The following is a 20402-nucleotide window of genomic DNA, read 5'->3' as shown; positions in this document are numbered from 1 at the left end:
GTGGTTCGCGGTGAGTCGAGTCAAAGTTATCCCGGCTGTCCCCAGCCTGTCCAAAACCTTGCCGGCCTGTGCGGAAGTCGGTCCTTGGCGGACTCGCAGTGGGGAGCGAATTCGCACCCGAACTTGTCGCCAGCTTTCTCCCGTGGTTTATGCGGGAGGTTCTCCACAGGGTGCCGGAGCCTCCCATTTCCAACCGCGTCCACCTCCACTTGCTGTCCGATTCCACCGGCGAAACGCTCGAGATGCTTGCCAAGGCAGCGCTCGCGCAGTTCGAGAATGCCGACGTCATTCGTCATTTCTGGCCGATGGTCCGCAGCCGCCAGCACCTTGAGCGGATCGTTCCCGAACTCAAGGCCAATCCAGGCCTGGTGTTGTTCACGCTGGTCAATCCGGAAACCCGCAGCCGGCTGGAAGAGGTGTGTAGCCAGCAGGGCCTGCCTGCGGTGCCAATCCTCGACCGGGTTACCGAGGCGCTCGAGAAGGCGCTGGGCCAGGAAGCTCATGGCAGGCCGGGCCGCCAGCATGCAATGGACCAGGCCTACTTCCAACGCGTCGAAGCGATCCAGTTCACGATCGCCCATGACGATGGCATCGGCTGGGAGGATTGGGAGCAGGCCGACATCGTCCTTGCCGGCGTGTCGCGCAGCTCGAAGACGCCGACCAGCATCTACCTTGCCAATCGCGGCTACAAGGTTGCGAATATCCCGCTGGTGGTGGAAAGCCCGCCGCCGCCGATGCTTTACAAACTCAAGAACCCGATGGTGGTCGGCCTGACCACCGCACCCGAACGGCTGGTGCAGGTGCGCCGCAACCGGCTGCTCAGTCTGAACGAGGAACGCCAGACTGACTATGCTGACCAGGAAAAGGTCAAGGCGGAAGTCGCCTTTGCCCGCCGCATGTTCGCCGATAATGGCTGGGCAGTCATCGACGTGACGCGCCGTTCGATCGAAGAAACCGCGGCCGCCGTGATCCGCCTTTACAATGAGCGCGAGTTGCGCGGGACCACCCAGGGAGCCAAGCCGATATGAGCGGGATCGCCGGAACGGGCCTGATACTCGGTTCGAACAGTGCGTCGCGGAAGGCGATGCTGACCGCTGCCGGGCTCACTTTCGAAGCGATCGGCGCCGAGATCGATGAACGGGCCCTCGAAGCAGAAATGGAGGATGTCGAACCGGTCGAGATCGCGCAGGCGCTCGCAGCGGCCAAGGCTGCTGACGTTTCAGCACGCCATCCCGAGGCTCTGGTGCTCGGCTCGGATTCGCTGGTTGAAGTCGATGGACGCCGGTTCGACAAACCGACCAGTCGCGAGAATGCCGCCGAACACCTGCGCGCGTTCTCGGGCAGGACGATGACCCTGCATAGTGCAGCGGCACTGGCGCGGGGTGGTCAGATCCTGTGGGTTGGTTCGGATTTTGCGCGACTGCATGTGCGTGAACTCAGCGACGAGTTCATTGCGGCCTATCTCGACGCCGAATGGCCACAGGTTAGCTATTGCGTAGGCGTGTTTCGTATCGAAGGGCCCGGTGTGCAGCTGTTCGAAGGTATAGTGGGCGACCAGTTCACCGTCCTTGGCATGCCCTTGTTGCAGGTACTCGACGCGCTTCGCGAAGAAGGCGCCTTGCTCGCATGACTTGCTACGCGGAAGTCATTGGCGATCCGATCGTTCAATCGAAATCACCCGCAATCCATGGCTTCTGGATCGAGAAACTGGGGCTGGATGCGACCTATCGTGCTCACCATGTCCTGCCAGCTGATGTGAAATCCTACCTCGCCGCGCTTCGTGGTGACGAGGCATGGCGCGGCTGCAACGTGACCATGCCGCACAAACAGGCAGTGATCCCCTTTCTCGATCGGATCGACCCGCTTGCGACCAAGGTTGCTGCGGTGAATACCATTGTGCGCGAATCCGACGGCTCGCTGGTGGGCTACAACACGGATGTTGCGGGCTTCCTCGAGCCTTTGCGCGGCCAACTGGCCCAACAACACTATTTCCGCATGGCGCGGATCCTTGGGACCGGCGGTGCGGCGCGGGCGATCATCGCCGGGCTTGCGGGCGAGGGATTCACCCTGGTGCTTGCCGGACGCAATCCGGACAAGGCGCGCGCCTTGCTGGACGAACTCGATCCGGGCGGAGAACATCACGCCGCTCCACTCGATCATTTTGCCGAAGCAACCGATTTTGCCTTCGACGACCGTGAGGGATGCTGCGACCTCGTCGTCAATGCCTCGCCGCTGGGCATGCGCGGCCAGTCGCCGCTCGCCTTCGACTGGAGCCACGCGCCTCCGGGGTCGATTGCCTATGATATCGTGACCGATCCGGTAGAGACCGACTTCCTCAGGAATGCGCGGGCAGCCGGCTTTGCGACCGTGGATGGGCTGGCCATGCTGATCGGGCAGGCGGCTGCGGCCTTCACCCACTTCTTCGATGTCGAGCCGCCGCGCGAATTCGATCCCGATCTGCGCGAAAGGCTGACAGCATGACCCGCCCGCTTATCGTCGGCCTCACCGGTTCCATCGGAATGGGCAAGTCGACCGTTGCGACCATGTTCGAAGCAGCGGGAGTACCGGTCTTCGATGCCGATGCGGAAGTCCGCGCGATGCAAGGTCCGGACGGCGAGTTACTACCTGCGATCGAGGCCGAATTTCCCGGGTCGACCGGCCCGCAAGGTGTGCTGCGGGAGAAGCTGGGCGAACAGGTATTCGGCGACAAGGCTGCGCTCGCGCGGCTCGAGGCCATCGTGCACCCCGCCGTGGCGAAGAAGCGCGAAGCCTTCCTGATCGAACATGTGGGGGCTCCCGTGGTGGTCTTCGACATTCCCCTGTTGTTCGAGAAGGGTGGCGTGGCCGCGGTGGACCGCGTGGTGGTCGTCTCCGCCCCGGCCGAGGCGCAGCGCAAGCGCGTGCTCGCCCGCCCCGGGATGACCGAGGACAAGTTCGCTCACATCCTTTCGCTGCAGGTGCCCGACGCGGACAAGCGCGCCCGCGCCGACCACATTATCGACACCGGGACCTCGATCGAGCTGACCGAAGACGAGGTGATCGACCTCATTGGGGAGTTGAAGCAAGCCAGTGCCGCGCGCTAGCCGGCTGCGCCCCCTTGAAATCCGCGCAACCGAGGCCGATAGGGTAAGCAATGCGTGAGATCGTGTTCGATACCGAGACCACCGGACTCGACCCCAAGACGGGGGACCGGATGGTCGAGATTGGATGCATCGAGATGGTCAATCTCGTACCCACTGGCGCGACCTTTCACGCCTACTTCAACCCGGAACGCGACATGCCCGCGGGGGCGGAGGCCGTGCATGGCCTGTCGGCAGCGTTCCTGGCTGACAAACCGCTGTTCCGCGAATTGGCCGATGAACTGCTCGCTTTCGTCGCCGATGCCCCGCTGGTGGCGCACAATGCGGGATTCGACTTCGGATTCCTCAACAACGAGCTCGCGCTGTGCGAACGCGATCCGATCTGCACCAGCCGGATGGTCGATACCGTCGCGCTAGCGAAGAGGCGCCACCCCGGCGCCAAGCTTTCACTCGACGCCCTGTGCACCCGCTACGGGATTGATCGCAGCCACCGGGTCAAGCACGGCGCGCTGCTCGATGCCGAATTGTTGGCGCAGGTCTATGTCGAGCTGAAGGGCGGGCGGCAGATCGGGCTCGAGCTCGCCGCGACGCGCCATGTCGAGATCGTGACCGAGGTGACCGAGATTATCGCGGTTCGCCAGTCTTCAGGGCCGCGCCGCGAACCACGGCCGCATGCTGCTTCAGCGGAGGAATTGGAACGGCACAGGAAATTCGTCGCCGAGCTCGAAAACCCCTTGTGGGGCTAGGGTTCGACACGATCCGGCGGACGGGCCGGATCAAGGGATCGTAGGGCAGACAAAGGAGAACACAACAACATGGACATCCGCGTCTCTGGCCACCAGATCGATACCGGCGCCGCCTTGCAGGAGCATGTCTCCGAACGCATGAACGCCATCGTCGAGAAGTATTTCAACCGAGCGATCTCCTCGCACGTAACTTTCGGCAAGGGCCCGGGTGGCGCCTTCACCTCCGACATTGTCACCCATGTGATGCAGGGCCTGATCCTCAAGGGTCATGCCGAGGCGCACGATGTCCACCAGGCTTTCGACGCCGCCGCCGGCAAGATCGAAAAGCAGCTGCGCCGCTACAAGCGACGTATCAAGGATCGCCATGAGCAGGCCGACCACGCGCTGCGCGAGGAAGAAGCTGCCTACACGATCCTTGCTGCTCCCGAGCCTGACGACGAGGAAGAGATTACTGCGGATAGCCCGCCGGTGATTGCTGAAACCCGCGCGGTGATCCCCGAATGCAGTGTCGCCGATGCGGTGATGATGCTCGACCTGCAGAACGCCAACGCGCTGCTGTTCAAGAACGCCGGCAGCGAGCAGCACAACATGGTTTATCGTCGCCACGACGGGTCGATCGGCTGGGTCGAACCGCGCTAGGCTGAAAGGCGGACATGACTGGAGCTGAGCGCCATTATCGCGCCCTCGAGAGCCTGTATGCATCGGCTCCGGTCAACGCCCTGTACGAATCGCGGCTCGAGATCCCTGGCGAGGGCCGCTCTCGCATCACCTTCACCGTGACCGAAGCGAGTTACCATGCGGCAGGGGCGGCGCATGGGACGATCTATTTCAAGATGCTCGACGACGCGGCCTTCTATGCCGCCAACACCTTCGTCACCGATCGTTTCCTGCTGACCACTTCGTTCAACCTGCATTTCACCAAGCCGGTCCGTGCGGGCGAGGTAGTGGCAGAAGGACGTTGGGTCAGCGGGCGCAAGCGGGTATTTGTCGCCGAAGCGCGGCTGGTCGATGCCGACGGGGACGAGATAGGCCGCGGCACTGGCACCTTCATGCGTTCCCGCATCGCGCTGTCTGGCCTGCCGGGGTATCAGGTGAAGGAACAGGATTAATGGAAGGTCGCCTGCCTGCCCACCTGGAAGCCAGCGCCCTGGTTCGCACAGCCGAAGCCTCGGGAGGATTCGCGGCTATTGTGCAGCGCGGCGAAAAAGATGCAGGCGTAATTCTTCTCGTCACCATGACGCGCGGAGCCAACGCACGTCTATGGGAGCGGATGCCGCAGCTCGATGGCTCGCGCAAATTCGTCCTGACGAAGGAAGAAAATGCTGAAGATAAAGACGAATTTACGCAGTATATCGAACGGCGACGACGTTCGGATCCCGATTGTTGGGTGGTCGAACTGGACCTTCCCGATCCGGAACACTTCATCGATTCCGCACTGCAATAGGTTGACACCGTATCAATTGCGACTATTTGGCCGCCAACCTTACGAGGCGTAGGCGGTGCCCGCGACAATACGGTCGTAGCACAAGCACGCAGACGGGGGGTGGCCGGCAGGCCCGTTAACGGACCCGATTAAACGACGCAGGAAAACGCGCGTGGGTCCCAGCCTGTGTCAGTCCGCCAACCGCCGATTGTTTCGGAATCATGGTTCGCAAGTTCACCGGTTTAACCGCGCTCTTCGCGGTGGCCGCCACTATTACCCTTGCCGGGGCAGAAAGTTCCGGCGCCAACGCCCAGGTCGCGGCGCAGGCGACCCAAACCACCGCTGTTGCGGCACAATTGACCGAAGAGGTCGTGCCGGTCTTCGTCGAGAAGGAAGTGGTGCAGCAGCTTCCCGCTGAGGAAGCGCAATCCGACATAGAGGAAACGACCGAAGCACCGCGGGCCCAGAGCCTGCGCGAGCTGGTCAACGCCATGCCCGCCAGTGGCGAACTCTCACCCGAGCTCCAGTGCCTGGCTGGTGCGATCTATTTCGAGGCCCGCGGCGAACCGCTCGATGGCCAGCTGGCCGTGGCGCAGGTGATCGTCAACCGCGCAGAAGACCGGCGCTTCCCGGAAAGCTATTGCGGCGTCGTCTACCAGCGCTCGCAGTTCTCGTTCATCAAGAACGGCAACATGCCGCGGATTCGCACCGCGTCGAAGGCCTGGGCCAATGCCAGGGCAATCGCGCGCATCGCGCATCGCGGGCTGTGGGACAGCAAGGCGAGTGAAGCGCTTTATTTCCACGCCACATATGTTCGACCCGGCTGGAGCCGCCGCAAGGTCGCGCTCGCCACGATCGATACGCACATCTTCTATCGTTGAGATAGGGATGGCCGAACTAACAGGGCCGTCGCAGCACTGCGGCGGCCCTTCTTCGTGTCAGTCGCGGATCTCGACCCACACCGGGGCGTGATCGCTCGCCTTCTCCCGCCCGCGATGGGCCTTGTCGACGCCCGCAGCGACCATGCGGTCGGCCAGTTCGGGGGACAGGAGCAGATGATCGATGCGAAAGCCATGATCGCGCTGCCAGGCCCCGGCCTGGTAGTCCCAATAGGTCCAAACTCCGCCGCGTGGGTTGAGTGTGGCTAGGGCGTCGGTCCAACCATCACCGAGCATCCGCTTGTAGGCGTCGCGCGATTCGGGCTGCATCAGCGCATCGTCTTCCATCGCCTTGACCGCCCACACGTCCCGATCATTGGGAATGACGTTGTAGTCGCCGACCAAGGCGGTGGGGATCTCTTGCGCCCACAGCGAGGCGGCGTGCGCACGCAGTCGCTCCATCCAGCGTAGCTTGTAGTCAAACTTGGGTCCCGGCTGAGGGTTGCCGTTGGGAAGATAGATCGAAGCGACGCGGACGCCGTTGACCTCGGCTTCGAGGTAACGCGCCTGTTCGTCATCCGGATCTCCCGGTAAGCCACGCTTTGTCTCGACCGGCTCGACCCCATCGGCGAGGATGGCGACCCCGTTGAAGCTTTTCTGCCCGTGCCAGATAGCCTTGTAGCCGATCGCCTCGAACTCGTCGGCCGGAAAGCCTTCATCCATCGTCTTGATTTCCTGGAGGCAGGCGACGGTGGGTCGGGTCTCTTCGAGCCATTCCTTCAGGCGCGGAAGCCGCGCCTTGATCCCGTTGATGTTGAAGCTGGCGATTTTCATCGCCCGGACACTAAATGCCGAAGCTGGAACCGCAACCGCAACCTGCTGCCGCCTGCGGGTTTTCGACCCGGAAGGCCGCGCCACCCAGCGATTCGACAAAATCCACGGTGCTCCCGGATACGAGATCGAGGCTCACTGCATCGACCACCAGGCGGACTCCGCCGGTCTCGCTCACCGTGTCGTCACCTTCGGGCGCAGCGGCAAGGTCGAACTTGTACTGAAACCCGGAACAGCCACCCCCCTCGACCGAAAGGCGCAAGATAGCCGGCTTGGCCTGCTTTTGCGCAATCGCGGCAACGCGGGCGGCGGCAGCTTCGGTGAGGGTTGGGGCAATGCTCATGCGCATGGATGTAGGAATGCGCGCCGTTCCACTCAAGCGGTCTGGATATATTCGCGCATCGCCTCGGCTTCGTGCTGGATCTGGTCGAGCCGCGCCTTGACGAGATCGCCGATCGAAATGAAGCCGCACATTGCCTCGCCATCGACCACCGGCAAGTGGCGGATGCGGCGACGGGTCATCAGCGCCAGGGCATCGAGTACGGTGGTGCGCGGATCGACCGTAATCGCGGGCGAGGTCATAACTTCTCCAACGGGTCGGTCGAGGCAAGCGTCGCCTTCGGCGGCCAGTCGATAGATCACGTCGCGCTCGGAAAAAATCCCCGCCACCCTTCCGTTCTCGAGAATCGGCACCGCGCCGATGCGTCGTTCTGCCAGCAATGCGATCACCTCGCGTACCGGCGTGTCTACGGTGGATGCGACGATTTCCGAACTTGCCCGACCTTCGATCAGCCTGCTTATCATGCCCGACCTCCTGTACCACTCCTGGCTAGGGAGAATGCCACTTTCCGGGCTCAAAAGCGAATCGGTTAGGGATTGGCATTGAATCGCCGGGCGCGAGCCTCCAGATGGGCCGCGATGGCCAGGAAGTCCCCCCTCGACGATCCGGAACAGGCGGCTTTTGCATGGGCGCGGTTCCGCCGGATCATGCGCTTCATGCTGCTGCTGACTGTGGGTGTCGTCGCGATCTCGCTCGCGCTGCTCTACAAGTTCGGCAGCACCGAGGTTTCCATTCACTACTATATCGCCGCAGCGCTGGGGATCGGCTTCACCATGCTGATGGCGAGTGCGCTGATGGGGCTGGTATTCCTGTCATCGGGTACTGGCCACGACGAAGCGATCGAGGATCCGCTGGCGGACGACTAGTTTGCGGGACGCAGCCGGTATTCCTCGACCGGAACGCCGCCGATCAGGTGGCGCTGGATAATCGCCTCGAGCACGTCTTCACGACAGGAATGGTACCAGACGTTGTCGGGCCAGACGACGGCAATCGGCCCGGCTTCGCAGACCTGCAGGCAGTCGGCCTTGGTCCGCTGCACCGTTCCACCCGGTCCAACCAGGCCGAGTTCCTTCATCCGCCGCTTGAGGTATTTCCACGCAGCTTCGCCCTCTTCGCGACGGCAGCATTTCTGCTTTTCCGACATGGCGCAGAGGAAGATCTGTCGTTCGATCGTGGCCCCACCAATCTTGGCCAGCGCGGCACGAGCCTTGTCGAGATCTGCCGGGGTGTTGCTCATTCTGCCGGCTTCAGCCACCTGCCCAGCCAATTGAACACGGTCTGGTGCCATTGCAGCGAGTTCTTGGGCTTCAGTACCCAGTGGTTTTCGTCGGGAAAGACCAGCAGCTGGCTGGGTATGCCGCGCATCTGCAGCGCAGTGAAGGACGCGATGCCCTGGGTGTAGGGGATACGGAAGTCCCTCTCGCCGGTGATCACCAGCATCGGGGTTTGCCATTTGTCGACGTGATTCACGGGATTCCACCGTTCGTAGGCGGCAGGGTCTTCGTAGTACCTCTTGCCGCCGTGTTCCCAGATGTCGAACCACAGCTCCTCGGTTTCGTAGGCCATGGCGCGTGCGTCGAACACGCCGTCATGCTGGACGAGGCACTTGAACCGGTCGGGCCATAGCCCGGCGATCCAGTTCATCATGTAGCCGCCATAACTGGCGCCCATCGCGCAGGCCCGGCTCCCGTCGATCTGCGGATCGACCGTGAGCGCATGGGCGAGGCCCTTCTGCAGGTCCTCCAGCGGCTTGCCACCCCAGTCGTTGTTGATCGCGTCGGTGAAGGCCTGCCCGTATCCGGTGGATCCATGGAAGTCGACCGAGATCACCGCGTAGCCCTGACTCGCGACGACGCGCGGATTCCAGCGGTTCGACCAGCTGTCGTTGAAGGTGCCTTGCGGCCCGCCATGGACATAAAGGATTGCGGGAAGCTTGCCCGTCGCGCCCTCGGGCTTGGTAATCTGCCCCCACACGGTATCGCCGTCGGCGCCAGTGAAGTTGAAGCGCTGGACCGAGACCGGAGCCAGCTTGCCAATTCGCGTCGTCACTGCGTCGGTTAGCGGCTTTGCCTGTCCCCATGCCTGGGCAAGGTAGAGTTCGGGGGGAGCGCCGATCGAATCGCGGGTGAACACCAGCCTGCCAGCGCGCAACGGAACGACATTGGCGATGTGCGCCTCGTTCCCGGCCATGAGGTCGAGCCGTTCGACCTTGCCGCTGTGCGGATCGATACGGAAGGCTGGCGTGTCGAGCACGTCTTGCGCAGTGGCGACGATCCAGCGCCCATCGGGCGTCCAGGCGAGCGAGCCGAAGCTACGGTCGAAATCCTGCGTCAGCGCGCGCGTGGCGCCGGTCTTGAGGTCGCGCAGCATCACGACCTGGCGATCTGCTTCGTATGTCGGCCGTTCCATCGCGACATAGGCTAGGTGGCGCCCGTCTGGCGAAGGGGCGGGCAGCATGTCCATCGCTGCGTTGGCCCTGGTCATATTGACGGGAACGCCACCCGAAAGGTCGGTCCACCAGATATCGAGATTGGTCGAGAAGGGTTCCCGCGCGTCGGCTTCACGCGCCACGAACCACGCCCCCTTGCCGTCGGGGGCGAAGGCAAAGTCTTCATTGCCACCGAACGGCATGGTCGGCGTATCGCCGCTGGGCCCACCGGCGCCTGCCGGCCCGTCCACCGCAACGCCCGTGCCGTGCGCCTTGCCGTTCTCGAGATTGAAGGTGAAGACGCGGTTATACGTGCCTGGCGTTTCCCAATGGTCCCAATGGCGGACGAAGCCACCGTCGCCTTGGTACAGCCGCCCCGTGCCCGGCCCGGGCGCGTAGGGTTTGGCGCTGTCGTCGCAGTCGAGTGCCGCGCAATTGCGTGAGATTTCGACGAATACGGCAATCTTCGTGCCGTCCTTCGATACGGCGAAACCATTGACTGCGCGTGGCAGGTTGGTGACCCGCATCACGTCGGAAACGCTGCCGTCTTCACCGATCCGCGCGCGCCAGACCTGGCTGGTGGCATCCTCACCCCCCTCGGCACTGTCGGCCAGGTAATAGAGCCAGCCATCGCCGCCGAACTGCGCGTCGCTCCCATCGATCTCCAGCCGCAACGATGCAGCACCCATCACATTGAGCAGGCGCATGTGCAGCACGCTTTTGCGTGCATAGCTTTCGGGATCGGTCTCGGTCACCGTGTAGACCGCCATGCGTTCCGCGGGATCGACGCTCGGCGCGCCGAGGCGCGGCATGGTGACGAGGTCTTTCGCGCTCATCGCCGTACGGCCGTCCGGCGTGGCGGCGAGAGGGGCGGCGAAAAGCGCGAGCGCGCTGGCGATAGGGAATGCGACCCGATTGCGTGCAGTCATGCGCGCGGACCTAGCCCCGCAGCGCGCCGATGCCAAGATTGGGATCAGGAGCGCTTGCCGGCGATCCGGGCGATTTCCGCCTTGACCATTTCCTCGACCATTGCGGGAAGGTTTTCATCGAGCCACTTGGCGAGCATCGGGCGGAGCATTTCACGGACCAGCCCTTCGAGCGAGGTCTCGCCCGACCGAACGATCTGCGGCGCCTTGCCCGGCTGGGACAGCATGGCCAGTGCGGCGAAGTTCTCACGCATTGCGTTGCGGGTTTCGTCGCGGATCAGCGCCTCGGCGGCCTCGCCCGCCTCTTCTTCGGCCGTCTCCATGGCAAAGTCGGCATCGAGCTCGAGTACTTCCTCGACCGTTTCTTCGGTTTCGACCTGGTGCGTTTCGGGTTCCGGAGTCGGCCCGATCTTGCGCCGGCGTTCGGCGATCATGCCCTCGCGATTGTCGCGCGCGATAACCTTCTTGATCGAGTCCAGGATCTCTTCGACCGATGGTTCGCCCGGTTGCTGCATTGCGTCCCTGCCCCTGCTTCGAATCGGCACTCCGATTCGGCTACCGGACCTTAGTACTCACTTTTGGAAGCGGTTTCATCCACTTCGGTAACTTCGGCAGTCGGGGGGGGGATATCCACGGTGCGGGTCGCGCTGGCGACGGGCTCCGGATCGCGATTCCAGTCCCAGATCCGCCCATGGACACGCTGGTAGTTTTCAACCGGATCGTAGAGCGTGCCCTCGTCACCGAGGCCAAGGTCGCGCGCCTCTGCGCGGCCCATCGCGGCGAGCAAGCTGAAGCCCGCGACATAGGCATTGCGCCGAGCCGTCACCAGCTGGACGCGTGCAGAGAGCAGTTCCTGCTCAGCGTTGAGCACGTCCAGGATGTCGCGATTCCCGATGGTGTTCTCGGCCTTCACGCCCTCGAGGCTCAGCGCGGCTGCTTCGACTGCAAGCTGGCTGCTTTCGATCACGGCCAGCGAAGCCTGCCAGCTCGACCACGCCGATCGGACTTGCACGATCACGTTGCGCTCAGCTGCGATGACCTGCTCCAATGCCGCGGTTTCGCGAGCCTGCGCCTGGCGTTGACGGGCTGCCGGAAGGCCACCTTGGAAGATCGGAACGGTCAGCCTGACACCTGCGTTGGCGGTTGTTTCGCGCTGGGCCAGCGCCGAGGAACCCCCTGCCAAGGTATTGAAGTAATTGGTGTAAGTTGCGCCGCTGAAGAGGGCTAGGTTCGGCAAGCGACCCGAACCAGCCACTTCCGTGTCGAATCCAGCCGCCTTGGCGCGATCCTTGGCGGCGATCAGGTCGGGATTGTTGTCCAGTGCGAAATCGACGGCGTCGTTTACGTCCTGCGGCAGGTTCGGCAGCGGCGGCGGCGGCTGGAGGCTGTCGGGTTCGTCGCCGACCAGTGAGATATAGGTTTCCCTGGCCGAGATGAGGTTGGATTGCGCGCCTTGCAGATTGCCCTGGGCGGTGGCGAGGCGGGACTGCGACTGGGCCACGTCGGTGCGAGTGAGGTCACCGATCTCGAACCGGTCGCTGGTGGCCTGCAGGTTCACCTTGAGGACTTCGACCTGGTTCGCATTGAGTGCCACGATGGCTTCATTGCGCAGCACGTCCATATAGGCGGCGACAACCTGGCTGAAGATCGAGCTTTCCGTTGCACGCAGATCCGCACGACCCGCAGTCACCCGTTCCTCCGCGGCCTTGACCGAGTTGCGGACCGCACCGCCTGAATAGATCGGCACAGTCAGCTGCGGATTGACTTGCAGCGTGCGGTCGGGGGCATTGAAGCTGTTCTGCGACTTCTGGATCGATTCTACATAGGTCGCGGTGGTGTTGATCCCCGGTAACCCCTGGGCCCGTTGGATCGGCACGTTCTCGTCATTCGCGCGCTGGTTCGCGCGAGCGGCGAGCAGCGTCGGATTGGAGAGATAGGCTTCGGTCAGCGCTTCCTGAAGCGTGTCGGCACTGGCAGGTGCGGCGACGGTCAGCGCGACGAGCGCAGTGGTGTAAGCGAACTTTCTCGCAGGGGCGGTTGACCGCATTCAGAAGCTCCAGCTGGTGGGCCTGTCAAACTGGTGGAGGCGCGGGACACCGATTTCCGCCAGCGGCAGGAGTGCGAGCGAGCCCGCAGCCTTGCGCCCGGTGGCAAGACGGGTGACCCCGCGGTCGACCAGGCCGGTCACGATCCGGCCGCCTTCGGCCACCAGCTTCGCGAGTTCGGCGGGAACGTGCTCGATGGCACCGTCGACAAGGACGAGGGTATAGGCACCCTTCTTCTTGGCACTCAGGGCCTCGTCGGACGAGAGCGTCTTGAGCGAACCGACCAGCGGCTCGACCAGCGCAGCGAGGTAGCCGCTGCCACCGTCGACCACGAGAGCGGTGTCATCGGCTTTCGGCTGGGCTTCCGCCAGCATCATGCCGTGAAACAGCGGTGCAGCGAGCGCTTTGCCCTCGCCCAATCGGATTGCGCGATCGGTATAGGCCGCGGCGCGCATCTCTTCAGGCACGAAATCCTCACGAGCAACCGCTTGCATGCGATCGAGAACGAAGGCCTCGTTTACGCCGCTGGTGCGCAACTGGCTGTCGATCATCGCGCGGCGGGCGGCGGCAAAGTCGTTCGAAGGGGATAGGGTCGTGGTCATGGCAATTGCTACTGTATTACTCTAATAACACGCTAGGTCAAGCAGGCTTGCTTTAGGCGCAAGAGAAGATGTGTCCAAGCGCTTTGACCGATGGCCGCAAACGCGCCTATCGGAGAGCGCAATTCTGCAACATGGGAACTCGCGGCGATGAGCGACATGACCGTCATCAAGGAAACCGACCTGATCGAGAGCGTGGCCGACGCGCTTCAGTACATCTCCTACTACCATCCGATGGACTATATCCGCGCGCTGGGCGAAGCCTATGAGGCGGAAAAGGGCCCCGCCGCGAAGGATGCGATCGCGCAGATCCTGACCAACAGCCGGATGTGTGCCGAGGGACACCGGCCGATCTGCCAGGATACCGGCATCGTCAACGTCTTCGTCAAATGGGGCATGGATTGTCGACTCGATTCGCGGTTGAGCCTGCAGGACGTCGTCGATGAAGGCGTGCGCCGTGGCTACAACAACCCCGACAACAAGCTGCGTGCGTCGATCCTTGCCGATCCGGCCTTCACCCGCCGCAACACGCGCGATAATACGCCGTGTGTCCTGTCGGTCGAGATGGTGCCGGGCAATACGGTGAGCGTGGATGTCGCGGCCAAGGGCGGTGGCAGCGAGAACAAGTCCAAGTTCAAGATGATGAATCCCAGCGACAATATCGTCGACTGGGTAATTGAGCAGATTCCCTCTATGGGTGCGGGTTGGTGCCCGCCGGGCATGCTCGGCATCGGCATCGGTGGTACGGCGGAGCATTGCGTGAAGCTTGCCAAGATGAGCCTGATGGATCCGATCGACATGGGCCAGCTGAAAGCGCGCGGGCCGCAGAACGATATCGAGAAGCTGCGGATCGAGATTTTCGACGCGGTCAATGCGATGGGTGTGGGTGCACAGGGCTTGGGCGGGTTGTCGACCGTGCTCGACGTCAAGATCCTCGACTGGCCCTGCCATGCCGCGGGCAAGCCGGTGGCGATGATCCCGAACTGCGCGGCGACGCGCCATGCGCACTTCACGCTCGATGGCTCTGGTCCCGCCTTCCTCGAGCCGCCCAAGCTCGACGATTACCCGCAAGTCACCTGGCAGCCCGACAGTGCAGCGAAGCGCGTAAATCTCGATGCGCTGACACCAGAGGAAGTGGCGAGCTGGAACCATGGCGATCGCTTGTTGCTCTCCGGCAAGATGCTTACCGGGCGGGATGCCGCGCACAAGCGGATCAAGGATATGCTTGATGCGGGTGAGGAGCTCCCGGTCGATTTCAAGGGACGCGCTATTTACTACGTCGGGCCGGTTGATCCAGTGATGGGTGAAGTCGTTGGCCCGGCTGGTCCGACCACTGCTACCCGCATGGACAAGTTCACCGAGATGATGCTCGACCTTGGACTCCTGGCGATGATCGGCAAGGCCGAGCGCGGGCACAATGCGGTCGAGGTGATCAGTCGTTTCAAGGTTGCCTATCTGATGGCGACAGGCGGGGCAGCCTATCTCGTCAGCCGGGCGATCAAGGGCGCGCGGGTTGTTGCCTTCGAGGATCTCGGCATGGAAGCGATCTACGAATTCGAGGTGCAGGACATGCCGGTGACGGTCGCGGTCGACGCGGCGGGCAACAACGTTCACACGCTTGCCCCGGCTGAATGGCGCAAGCGGATCGCCGAAGGTAATTTCGAGCCCGCCGAATAGCATCCGCCTCGACTAACGTGTGAACCATATCGACCGCCGTGCTGGCTTTTGCACGCCTTCGGGGCCACACGTCGGCATGTTTTGCAGCATGAACGCCAGATGAACTCGGAAACCCCGCATCTCTCGACGCGAGTCGTGATGGGCTCGATCGTGAGCGTATGGGTGATCTATTTCACCCTCGCGACCATTCGGGGCGAATTGTCAGGATTCGGTCTCGAATGGGAAATGCTCTGGCGCCGCAGCGTCGTTGTGCTGGTCGGCATCGCCATGACGAGCGTCATGTGGTTGGTGTTGCGATTGTTCGATCGCCGCTCGATCGGGGTCAAGATTGCGGTCGCCGCGGTAATCGCCACGCCAGCTTCTCTGGTTATTGCCCAGGTCAATCAGTGGATGTTCGAGCCTGTCCAGGCCCAGATCGAGAAGCGGATCGGCGCCGAGCGCGGCATTGCCATCCGTCGCGACGAATCGGGCAACTTGCTTGTCGACGTCCCACGCGCGCCGATCGACAATGATGTCAGTCAAGCCGAGACGGCCGAACCGGAAAGCGTGTTGATTGCCCCGGCTCCGACGCTGATGGATCAGTGGCGGATGACCTTCGACATCGCACTTGGCCGCTACTTCCTGCTGCTGGCCTGGGCGGCTCTCTACATTGCTATCCAGGCGCGCGCGCAGGCGCTGGCCGCCGAGCGAGAGGGTGAGCGGTTCCGTACCGCGGCCAAGGCAGCCGAACTGCGCTCGCTCCGTTACCAGGTGAACCCGCATTTCCTGTTCAACACGCTCAACTCGCTCAGCGCACTGGTGATGACAGGCAAGGCCGAACAGGCCGAGCAGATGATCCAGACGATTTCCCGCTTCTACCGCCACAGCCTGGCCGAAGACTCCACCGGCGACGTGACCCTGGCCGACGAGATCGACCTGCAGGAACACTATCTCGAGATCGAAGCGGTGCGCTTTCCGGAGCGGCTGCGCGTCCGGGTCGACCTGCCTTCGGCGCTGGCAAACTACAAGGTGCCGGGGATGATCCTGCAGCCGCTGGTCGAGAACTCGGTCAAATACGGCGTTTCCGCCAGCTCGCGCCCGGTGACGGTTTCGATCGCCGCGCGCGAGGAGTATGGGCGACTGGTGGTGACGGTCTGCGATGATGGGCCGGGCATGCCAGCAGGTCATTCGGGCGGCTTCGGCATCGGTCTCGCCAATGTTCGTGATCGTCTCGAGGCGCGCTTTGGCAACGAAGCGACCGTAACCTCGGGCCCGGCGTTGCAGGGCTATGAAACCGAACTCAGGCTCCCCATGGTGAAGCATGGCTGAAGACACACCGCAGAAACTGCGCACACTGATTGTCGACGACGAACCGCTCGCAATCGAGCGGATGCAGGTGATCTGCGCAAAGATGGATGACCTAGCGGTGATTGGCACCGCCAGCGATGGCGGCCAGGCACTGCGGCTGATCGAAGCACTCAAGCCCGATCTCGTGCTGCTCGACATGACAATGCCTGAGGTTGATGGACTTTCGGTTGCCAAGGAATTGGCCAAGTCCGCGACTCGTCCGGCCGTGATTTTCGTCACCGCGCATGACAATTACGCGGTCGAGGCCTTCGATCTCGATGCGGTCGATTACGTGCTCAAACCGGTTAAGCCCGAGCGGTTGGAACGCGCCATAAAGCGCGCGCTCGCCCGGCAGGGAGATGCCGAGCGCGGTGACAGCCGCTGGCTGGAAGAACTGTGGATCCCGCATCGTTCCGAGCTGATCCGGATCGCTACGTCGGAAGTGGGCCGGATCGATGCCGAGCGTGATTATGTGCGCCTGTATGTCGGTGAAGGCGACGAAGCGCGCACCTATTTGCTGCTGCAAACCATTGCCGGCCTCGAGAAGCGGTTAGATCCGGCGCGTTTCATCCGTATCCACCGTTCGACCATCCTGCGCCGCGACCGGATCGCAGGCCTCAGGCACGACGGTCTGGGTGTGTGGTCGGTGGAACTCGATGACGGTGAGGCGCTGCGGATCGGGCGGACCTACCTGCCCAAGGTCAAGGCGATGGCCGGGCGCTGATACGCCGCGCTTTTCCGAACCCTGCAGTCCTGCGATAAAGTTGACCCCGACCGAGGGACTGCATTCGGCCGGGGTCTAGTTCTGTGGGTTTGGCTGGGGGTGCAGCCACCCTGTTCTGCGCTGCTCTGAGACAGCTGCAAATCAATCAGCCGCCGCGCGCCTGCTCATCACGAACGGCTGCGATGTGGGCCATGGCCTTGGCCTTGACCTTGTCGCGGCAGGCATTGATTTCCGAGCTGCGGATGCGGGTACCAGTGACCACGCGTTGGAAGCCGCATACCTCGCGAGACGCCGTGTCGATTCGGCGCTCAAGACGGGCAAGGCCTTCGGGTGTGTCGAGGTTGAGGTCAGAATACTTCACACTTACGCTGTAGGGGACGGCGTCGGCGGGCATGGCGGCGGCCGGTACGGCCAGACCGGCAGCGGCGATTAGGGCGAGGGTCGTTTTCATAAGGGTTTCCTCCGGGTCTGCGGAGGGCCCCGGTTTTGGGGGACTGACTTGGGGGAGGACCCTCCGCATGACCTGTATTACCCAGCTACAACTGTAGTCGCACGTGCTGCTCGACGAGCGACCGGGTCTTTGGATCGGCGGTGCTAGGCAGCCGACGAACCGCGATTGGCAATCCACCGACGACAAGCCTATGCCGTCCGTCGATGCTGTTGGCGCTACTCTTCATTTGCGGTGTGCTGAACTTCGCCCTCGGAAAGGCGATGCTCGAAAGTGGCAACCCGATCCTCGATTCGCTCCCGCCAGCCCTGCGTCGCGGTGGGGGGAGAGTTTCGCTGATGCTTGAGTTCCTTATCCTCCTTGCCGCCATGTTCCTGGCGGCGAGTGGCTGGAAGGCCGCCGCTTGGCTCTATGGCGCGTATACCGCGGTGAACGGGACGTTCTGCTGGCTGCTAATCAAAGGTCGCATCTAAGCAATAGGCCCGACATTCCTGTGGCAGCCGCGCTGCGCGATCTGCTAGCGAGCGAACATGGCACCCGAACTCCGGCGCATCTTCCATCTCTCCGATATCCACTTCGGGCTCGAGAACCCCCACGCACTCGATTGGGTGAAGCGGGAAATTGCAGTGCAGCGCCCCGATGCAGTCGCGATCACTGGCGACCTGACGATGCGTGCGCGCCATCGCGAGTTTGCCGCTGCTACGGCATGGATCAACTCGCTCGACGTGCCCGTTACAGTCGAAGTGGGCAATCACGACATGCCCTATTTCAACCCTATCGAACGCTTCTTCGCGCCCTATCGACGGTTCAGCGGGATGAAGGGGAAGGTGGAGCGTGACCTCGATCTGGGCACGCTGGCGATCATTCCACTCAAGACCGCGGTGCCCGCACAGCCACGCCTCAACTGGTCCAAGGGTTGGGTCAGCCGAGCTGCGCTGGAGAACTGCTTGGCGCTTGTCGATGCCTTGCCGTCGGGCACCCGTGCCCTCATCGCCGTCCACCACCCACTGAGGGAAGTGGGGACAAAGGGCACGGCCCTGACCAAGCACGGCGAACGCGCGTTGGCCGAACTGGCAAGGCGCAATGTCGTGGGGGTCCTTTCGGGTCATGTCCATGACGCCTTCGATATCATGGAGGCCACACCCGCCGGCCCCGTGCGGATGATCGGGGCCGGGACCCTGTCGCACCGCACCCGTTCGACGCCACCCAGCTTCAACGAGATAAGCTGGAATGGGAGCACACTCTCGGTAACGGTGCGCAATCTCGAGCATATCGATACTCCCGACATGCAGATCGATGACGTACCCGAGAACGCCCTGCCACCGCGTGAGCCCGGCGAGCCGGTTGCACCCGTGCGGCAGATTCCACCGGTGGACCCGCCTATCCATTAACCGCGAACGGCAACCGCCTTCGCAAACCGATTTTGGCACCCGATTCCGAAACCAAGCCGTGGCATTTCGCTTCCTGATCCAGGCGGAGAATGGCGATGGAACTGGTCAAGGCGATCCCACTCGGAGCGATATTGTCGGGCGTGATCTCGCTGATAATCGGATCGCAAGGCAGCCATGGTGGCCAGATGGCGATCTACATGGCCGAAGTCGTCGATTATCGGTTCTGGTGGTCGTGGCCGTTGTTCTTTGCCGGCTCCGGGCTCGCCTGGGGGATCATGATGCTGCAGCGCTGATTGCAGCATAGCCTATCTGCAAAAGAAAAGGGCGGCTCCCTGCGGAGCCGCCCTTCCCATTGATCCTGGAGATCCAGCCTTAGCGCTTCGAGAACTGGAAGCTGCGGCGAGCCTTGGCGCGGCCGTACTTCTTACGCTCGACCACGCGGCTGTCGCGGGTCAGGAAGCCGGCCGCCTTGACGGTCCCGCGCAGCGCAGGTTCGTACTTGGACAGTGCCTGCGCGATCCCGTGCTTGACCGCGCCGGCCTGACCCGAAAGGCCACCACCCTTGACGGTGGCGACGACGTCGTACTGGCCCTGGCGATCGGTGATCGCGAAGGGCTGGTCGATGACGAGGCGCAGCGTCGGACGTGCGAAATAGACTTCCTGGTCGCGACCGTTGACGGTGACCTTGCCGGTGCCGGGCTTCAGCCAGACGCGCGCGGTGGCGTCCTTGCGGCGGCCGGTGGCATAGGCGCGGCCCTGCTTGTCGAGTTCCTGCTCACGCAGGGGGACCTCGGCGGTCTTGGCGATGTCGGCCGCGTCGCCCTGAGGCGCGTCGCCGGCAATGTCCTTCAGATCGGCGAGATCGGTGACGGTGTCGTTGGTGTCAGCCATTATGCGGCAACCTTGTTCTTGCGGTTCATCGAGGCAACGTCGAGCACTTCGGGCTTCTGGCCGTCATGCGGGTGCTCGGTGCCGGCATAGATATGCAGCGCTCGCATCTGCGCACGGCCCAGCGGGCCGCGGGGGATCATGCGCTCAACAGCCTTTTCTAGCACGCGCTCGGGGAAGCGACCGCCCAGCACCTTGGCTGGGGTGGTTTCCTTGATGCCGCCGGGGTGACCGGTGTGCTTGTAGTAGACCTTGTCGGTCATCTTCTTGCCGGTGAACTTCACCTTGTCGGCATTGATGATGATGACGTGGTCGCCGCAATCGACGTGCGGGGTGTAGCTGGGCTTGTGCTTGCCGCGCAGGTGGTTGGCGACGATCGCAGCGAGGCGGCCGACGACGAGGCCGTCGGCGTCGACGATGTGCCACTTCTTTTCGACCTCGGCCGGCTTGATCGACCGGGTCACCTTGGTGAGAGCCTTCATGGCTGTTTTCCGTTCCTAGTGTTCGTGCCGCCCGCGTTAGCGGCGGCGTCCATTCGGCGAATCCGGCCCGAAGCCGCATCCGCGAAGCGGGCGGCAAATGGCGAGGGATGCCGCGCAAGTCAAGCAAATCCGGGCCTCTGCGGAGCGGTAAAATAACACCCCACTTGCGC

Annotated in this window: 27 protein-coding genes; 16 read left to right on the top strand and 11 right to left on the bottom strand. The window is 63.0% G+C overall.

What is annotated here, in order from left to right; translation table 11 throughout:
* Window positions 1–149: 149 nt before the first annotated feature.
* From HQR01_RS05685 to HQR01_RS05645, 9 genes are all read left to right on the top strand, one after another.
* Window positions 150–1028: a pyruvate, water dikinase regulatory protein gene (locus HQR01_RS05685; RefSeq protein WP_173213346.1), complete on the top strand. Its 879-nt coding sequence runs from the start codon at window positions 150–152 to the stop codon at window positions 1026–1028.
* Entirely contained in the window at window positions 1025–1630 is a 606-nt protein-coding gene (locus HQR01_RS05680) for a Maf family protein (RefSeq protein ID WP_173213344.1), read from the top strand. Before HQR01_RS05685 ends, HQR01_RS05680 begins: the two co-directional genes overlap by 4 nt.
* Window positions 1627–2481 carry a shikimate dehydrogenase family protein gene (locus tag HQR01_RS05675; RefSeq protein ID WP_173213342.1) on the top strand — a complete coding sequence of 285 codons (855 nt, stop codon included), beginning with the start codon at window positions 1627–1629 and terminating at the stop codon, window positions 2479–2481. Before HQR01_RS05680 ends, HQR01_RS05675 begins: the two co-directional genes overlap by 4 nt.
* A complete protein-coding gene (gene coaE / locus HQR01_RS05670) occupies window positions 2478–3083 on the top strand; it encodes a dephospho-CoA kinase (RefSeq protein WP_173213340.1) in 606 nt (201 codons plus the stop codon). The genes HQR01_RS05675 and coaE overlap by 4 nt, the downstream gene beginning before the upstream one ends.
* Window positions 3084–3133: 50 nt before the next feature.
* Window positions 3134–3826 (top strand): DNA polymerase III subunit epsilon, encoded by a 693-nt coding sequence (gene dnaQ, locus HQR01_RS05665; RefSeq protein ID WP_173213338.1) that lies wholly within the window; start codon window positions 3134–3136, stop codon window positions 3824–3826.
* Window positions 3827–3895: 69 nt separating this feature from the next.
* Window positions 3896–4465 (top strand): ribosome hibernation-promoting factor, HPF/YfiA family, encoded by a 570-nt coding sequence (gene hpf, locus HQR01_RS05660; protein ID WP_173213336.1) that lies wholly within the window; start codon window positions 3896–3898, stop codon window positions 4463–4465.
* A gap of 14 nt (window positions 4466–4479) precedes the next feature.
* Window positions 4480–4935 (top strand): PaaI family thioesterase, encoded by a 456-nt coding sequence (locus tag HQR01_RS05655; RefSeq protein ID WP_173213334.1) that lies wholly within the window; start codon window positions 4480–4482, stop codon window positions 4933–4935.
* The gene (locus tag HQR01_RS05650) at window positions 4935–5270 is read left to right on the top strand and encodes a DUF1491 family protein (protein WP_173213332.1); all 336 of its coding nucleotides are present in this window, start codon (window positions 4935–4937) and stop codon (window positions 5268–5270) included. Before HQR01_RS05655 ends, HQR01_RS05650 begins: the two co-directional genes overlap by 1 nt.
* Before the next feature lie 200 nt (window positions 5271–5470).
* Window positions 5471–6130, top strand: a complete 660-nt coding sequence (locus HQR01_RS05645; protein WP_173213330.1) for a cell wall hydrolase — start codon at window positions 5471–5473, stop codon at window positions 6128–6130.
* A gap of 57 nt (window positions 6131–6187) precedes the next feature.
* Here the strand turns inward: HQR01_RS05645 and xth are convergent, their stop codons facing one another.
* From xth to HQR01_RS05630, 3 genes are read right to left on the bottom strand one after another with little or no spacing between them, the layout of a single operon-like run.
* Window positions 6188–6961 carry an exodeoxyribonuclease III gene (xth, locus tag HQR01_RS05640; RefSeq protein WP_173213328.1) on the bottom strand — a complete coding sequence of 258 codons (774 nt, stop codon included), beginning with the start codon at window positions 6959–6961 and terminating at the stop codon, window positions 6188–6190.
* Window positions 6962–6971: 10 nt separating this feature from the next.
* Window positions 6972–7301 carry a HesB/IscA family protein gene (locus HQR01_RS05635; protein ID WP_173213326.1) on the bottom strand — a complete coding sequence of 110 codons (330 nt, stop codon included), beginning with the start codon at window positions 7299–7301 and terminating at the stop codon, window positions 6972–6974.
* Window positions 7302–7333: 32 nt separating this feature from the next.
* A complete protein-coding gene (locus tag HQR01_RS05630) occupies window positions 7334–7762 on the bottom strand; it encodes a CBS domain-containing protein (protein WP_173213325.1) in 429 nt (142 codons plus the stop codon).
* 114 nt (window positions 7763–7876) lie between these two features.
* Between HQR01_RS05630 and HQR01_RS05625 the strand changes: the two genes are divergently transcribed.
* Window positions 7877–8164 (top strand): hypothetical protein, encoded by a 288-nt coding sequence (locus tag HQR01_RS05625; RefSeq protein ID WP_173213323.1) that lies wholly within the window; start codon window positions 7877–7879, stop codon window positions 8162–8164.
* On the opposite strand, the gene HQR01_RS05620 is transcribed toward HQR01_RS05625, so the two are convergent.
* Genes HQR01_RS05620 through HQR01_RS05600 form a run of 5 tightly spaced genes read right to left on the bottom strand, consistent with a single transcriptional unit; the run spans window position 8161 to window position 13299 of the window.
* Window positions 8161–8535 (bottom strand): (2Fe-2S) ferredoxin domain-containing protein, encoded by a 375-nt coding sequence (locus HQR01_RS05620; RefSeq protein ID WP_173213321.1) that lies wholly within the window; start codon window positions 8533–8535, stop codon window positions 8161–8163. The two genes, HQR01_RS05625 and HQR01_RS05620, sit on opposite strands and share 4 nt — an antisense overlap.
* The gene (locus HQR01_RS05615) at window positions 8532–10655 is read right to left on the bottom strand and encodes a dipeptidyl-peptidase 5 (RefSeq protein ID WP_173213319.1); all 2124 of its coding nucleotides are present in this window, start codon (window positions 10653–10655) and stop codon (window positions 8532–8534) included. Before HQR01_RS05615 ends, HQR01_RS05620 begins: the two co-directional genes overlap by 4 nt.
* A gap of 44 nt (window positions 10656–10699) precedes the next feature.
* Entirely contained in the window at window positions 10700–11167 is a 468-nt protein-coding gene (locus HQR01_RS05610; protein WP_173213317.1) for a DUF2497 domain-containing protein, read from the bottom strand.
* 50 nt (window positions 11168–11217) lie between these two features.
* The gene (locus tag HQR01_RS05605) at window positions 11218–12699 is read right to left on the bottom strand and encodes a TolC family outer membrane protein (protein WP_173213315.1); all 1482 of its coding nucleotides are present in this window, start codon (window positions 12697–12699) and stop codon (window positions 11218–11220) included.
* Entirely contained in the window at window positions 12700–13299 is a 600-nt protein-coding gene (locus HQR01_RS05600) for a protein-L-isoaspartate O-methyltransferase family protein (RefSeq protein WP_234030265.1), read from the bottom strand.
* 156 nt (window positions 13300–13455) lie between these two features.
* Between HQR01_RS05600 and HQR01_RS05595 the strand changes: the two genes are divergently transcribed.
* The 3 genes from HQR01_RS05595 (at window position 13456) to HQR01_RS05585 (ending at window position 17023) form a co-directional block, all read left to right on the top strand.
* Entirely contained in the window at window positions 13456–14973 is a 1518-nt protein-coding gene (locus tag HQR01_RS05595) for a fumarate hydratase (protein ID WP_173216166.1), read from the top strand.
* Between the two features lie 99 nt (window positions 14974–15072).
* Window positions 15073–16281, top strand: a complete 1209-nt coding sequence (locus HQR01_RS05590) for a sensor histidine kinase (protein WP_173213313.1) — start codon at window positions 15073–15075, stop codon at window positions 16279–16281.
* Window positions 16274–17023, top strand: a complete 750-nt coding sequence (locus tag HQR01_RS05585) for a LytR/AlgR family response regulator transcription factor (protein WP_173213311.1) — start codon at window positions 16274–16276, stop codon at window positions 17021–17023. The genes HQR01_RS05590 and HQR01_RS05585 overlap by 8 nt, the downstream gene beginning before the upstream one ends.
* 145 nt (window positions 17024–17168) lie before the next feature.
* Here HQR01_RS05585 and HQR01_RS05580 read toward each other — a convergent pair whose 3' ends face one another.
* The gene (locus tag HQR01_RS05580; RefSeq protein WP_173213309.1) at window positions 17169–17474 is read right to left on the bottom strand and encodes a UrcA family protein; all 306 of its coding nucleotides are present in this window, start codon (window positions 17472–17474) and stop codon (window positions 17169–17171) included.
* 203 nt (window positions 17475–17677) lie between these two features.
* Between HQR01_RS05580 and HQR01_RS05575 the strand changes: the two genes are divergently transcribed.
* From HQR01_RS05575 to HQR01_RS05565, 3 genes are all read left to right on the top strand, one after another.
* Window positions 17678–17944 carry a hypothetical protein gene (locus HQR01_RS05575; RefSeq protein WP_173213307.1) on the top strand — a complete coding sequence of 89 codons (267 nt, stop codon included), beginning with the start codon at window positions 17678–17680 and terminating at the stop codon, window positions 17942–17944.
* A gap of 57 nt (window positions 17945–18001) precedes the next feature.
* Window positions 18002–18862: a metallophosphoesterase family protein gene (locus HQR01_RS05570; RefSeq protein ID WP_173213305.1), complete on the top strand. Its 861-nt coding sequence runs from the start codon at window positions 18002–18004 to the stop codon at window positions 18860–18862.
* An 89-nt stretch (window positions 18863–18951) separates the two neighbouring features.
* Complete coding sequence (locus HQR01_RS05565; RefSeq protein WP_234030264.1) at window positions 18952–19155, top strand: hypothetical protein; 204 nt, start codon at window positions 18952–18954, stop codon at window positions 19153–19155.
* 79 nt (window positions 19156–19234) lie between these two features.
* On the opposite strand, the gene rpsI is transcribed toward HQR01_RS05565, so the two are convergent.
* Window positions 19235–19753, bottom strand: coding sequence for a 30S ribosomal protein S9 (rpsI, locus tag HQR01_RS05560; RefSeq protein ID WP_173213303.1), 519 nt, complete (start codon window positions 19751–19753; stop codon window positions 19235–19237).
* Complete coding sequence (gene rplM / locus HQR01_RS05555; protein ID WP_173213301.1) at window positions 19753–20232, bottom strand: 50S ribosomal protein L13; 480 nt, start codon at window positions 20230–20232, stop codon at window positions 19753–19755. Before rplM ends, rpsI begins: the two co-directional genes overlap by 1 nt.
* Window positions 20233–20402: the final 170 nt, after the last annotated feature.

Source organism: Erythrobacter mangrovi (assembly GCF_013260645.1).
GTDB classification, from domain to species: Bacteria; Pseudomonadota; Alphaproteobacteria; order Sphingomonadales; family Sphingomonadaceae; genus Qipengyuania; species Qipengyuania mangrovi.
Note: the sequence above shows the minus strand (reverse complement) of the source record. Positions and strands in the feature narration are given on the sequence as shown.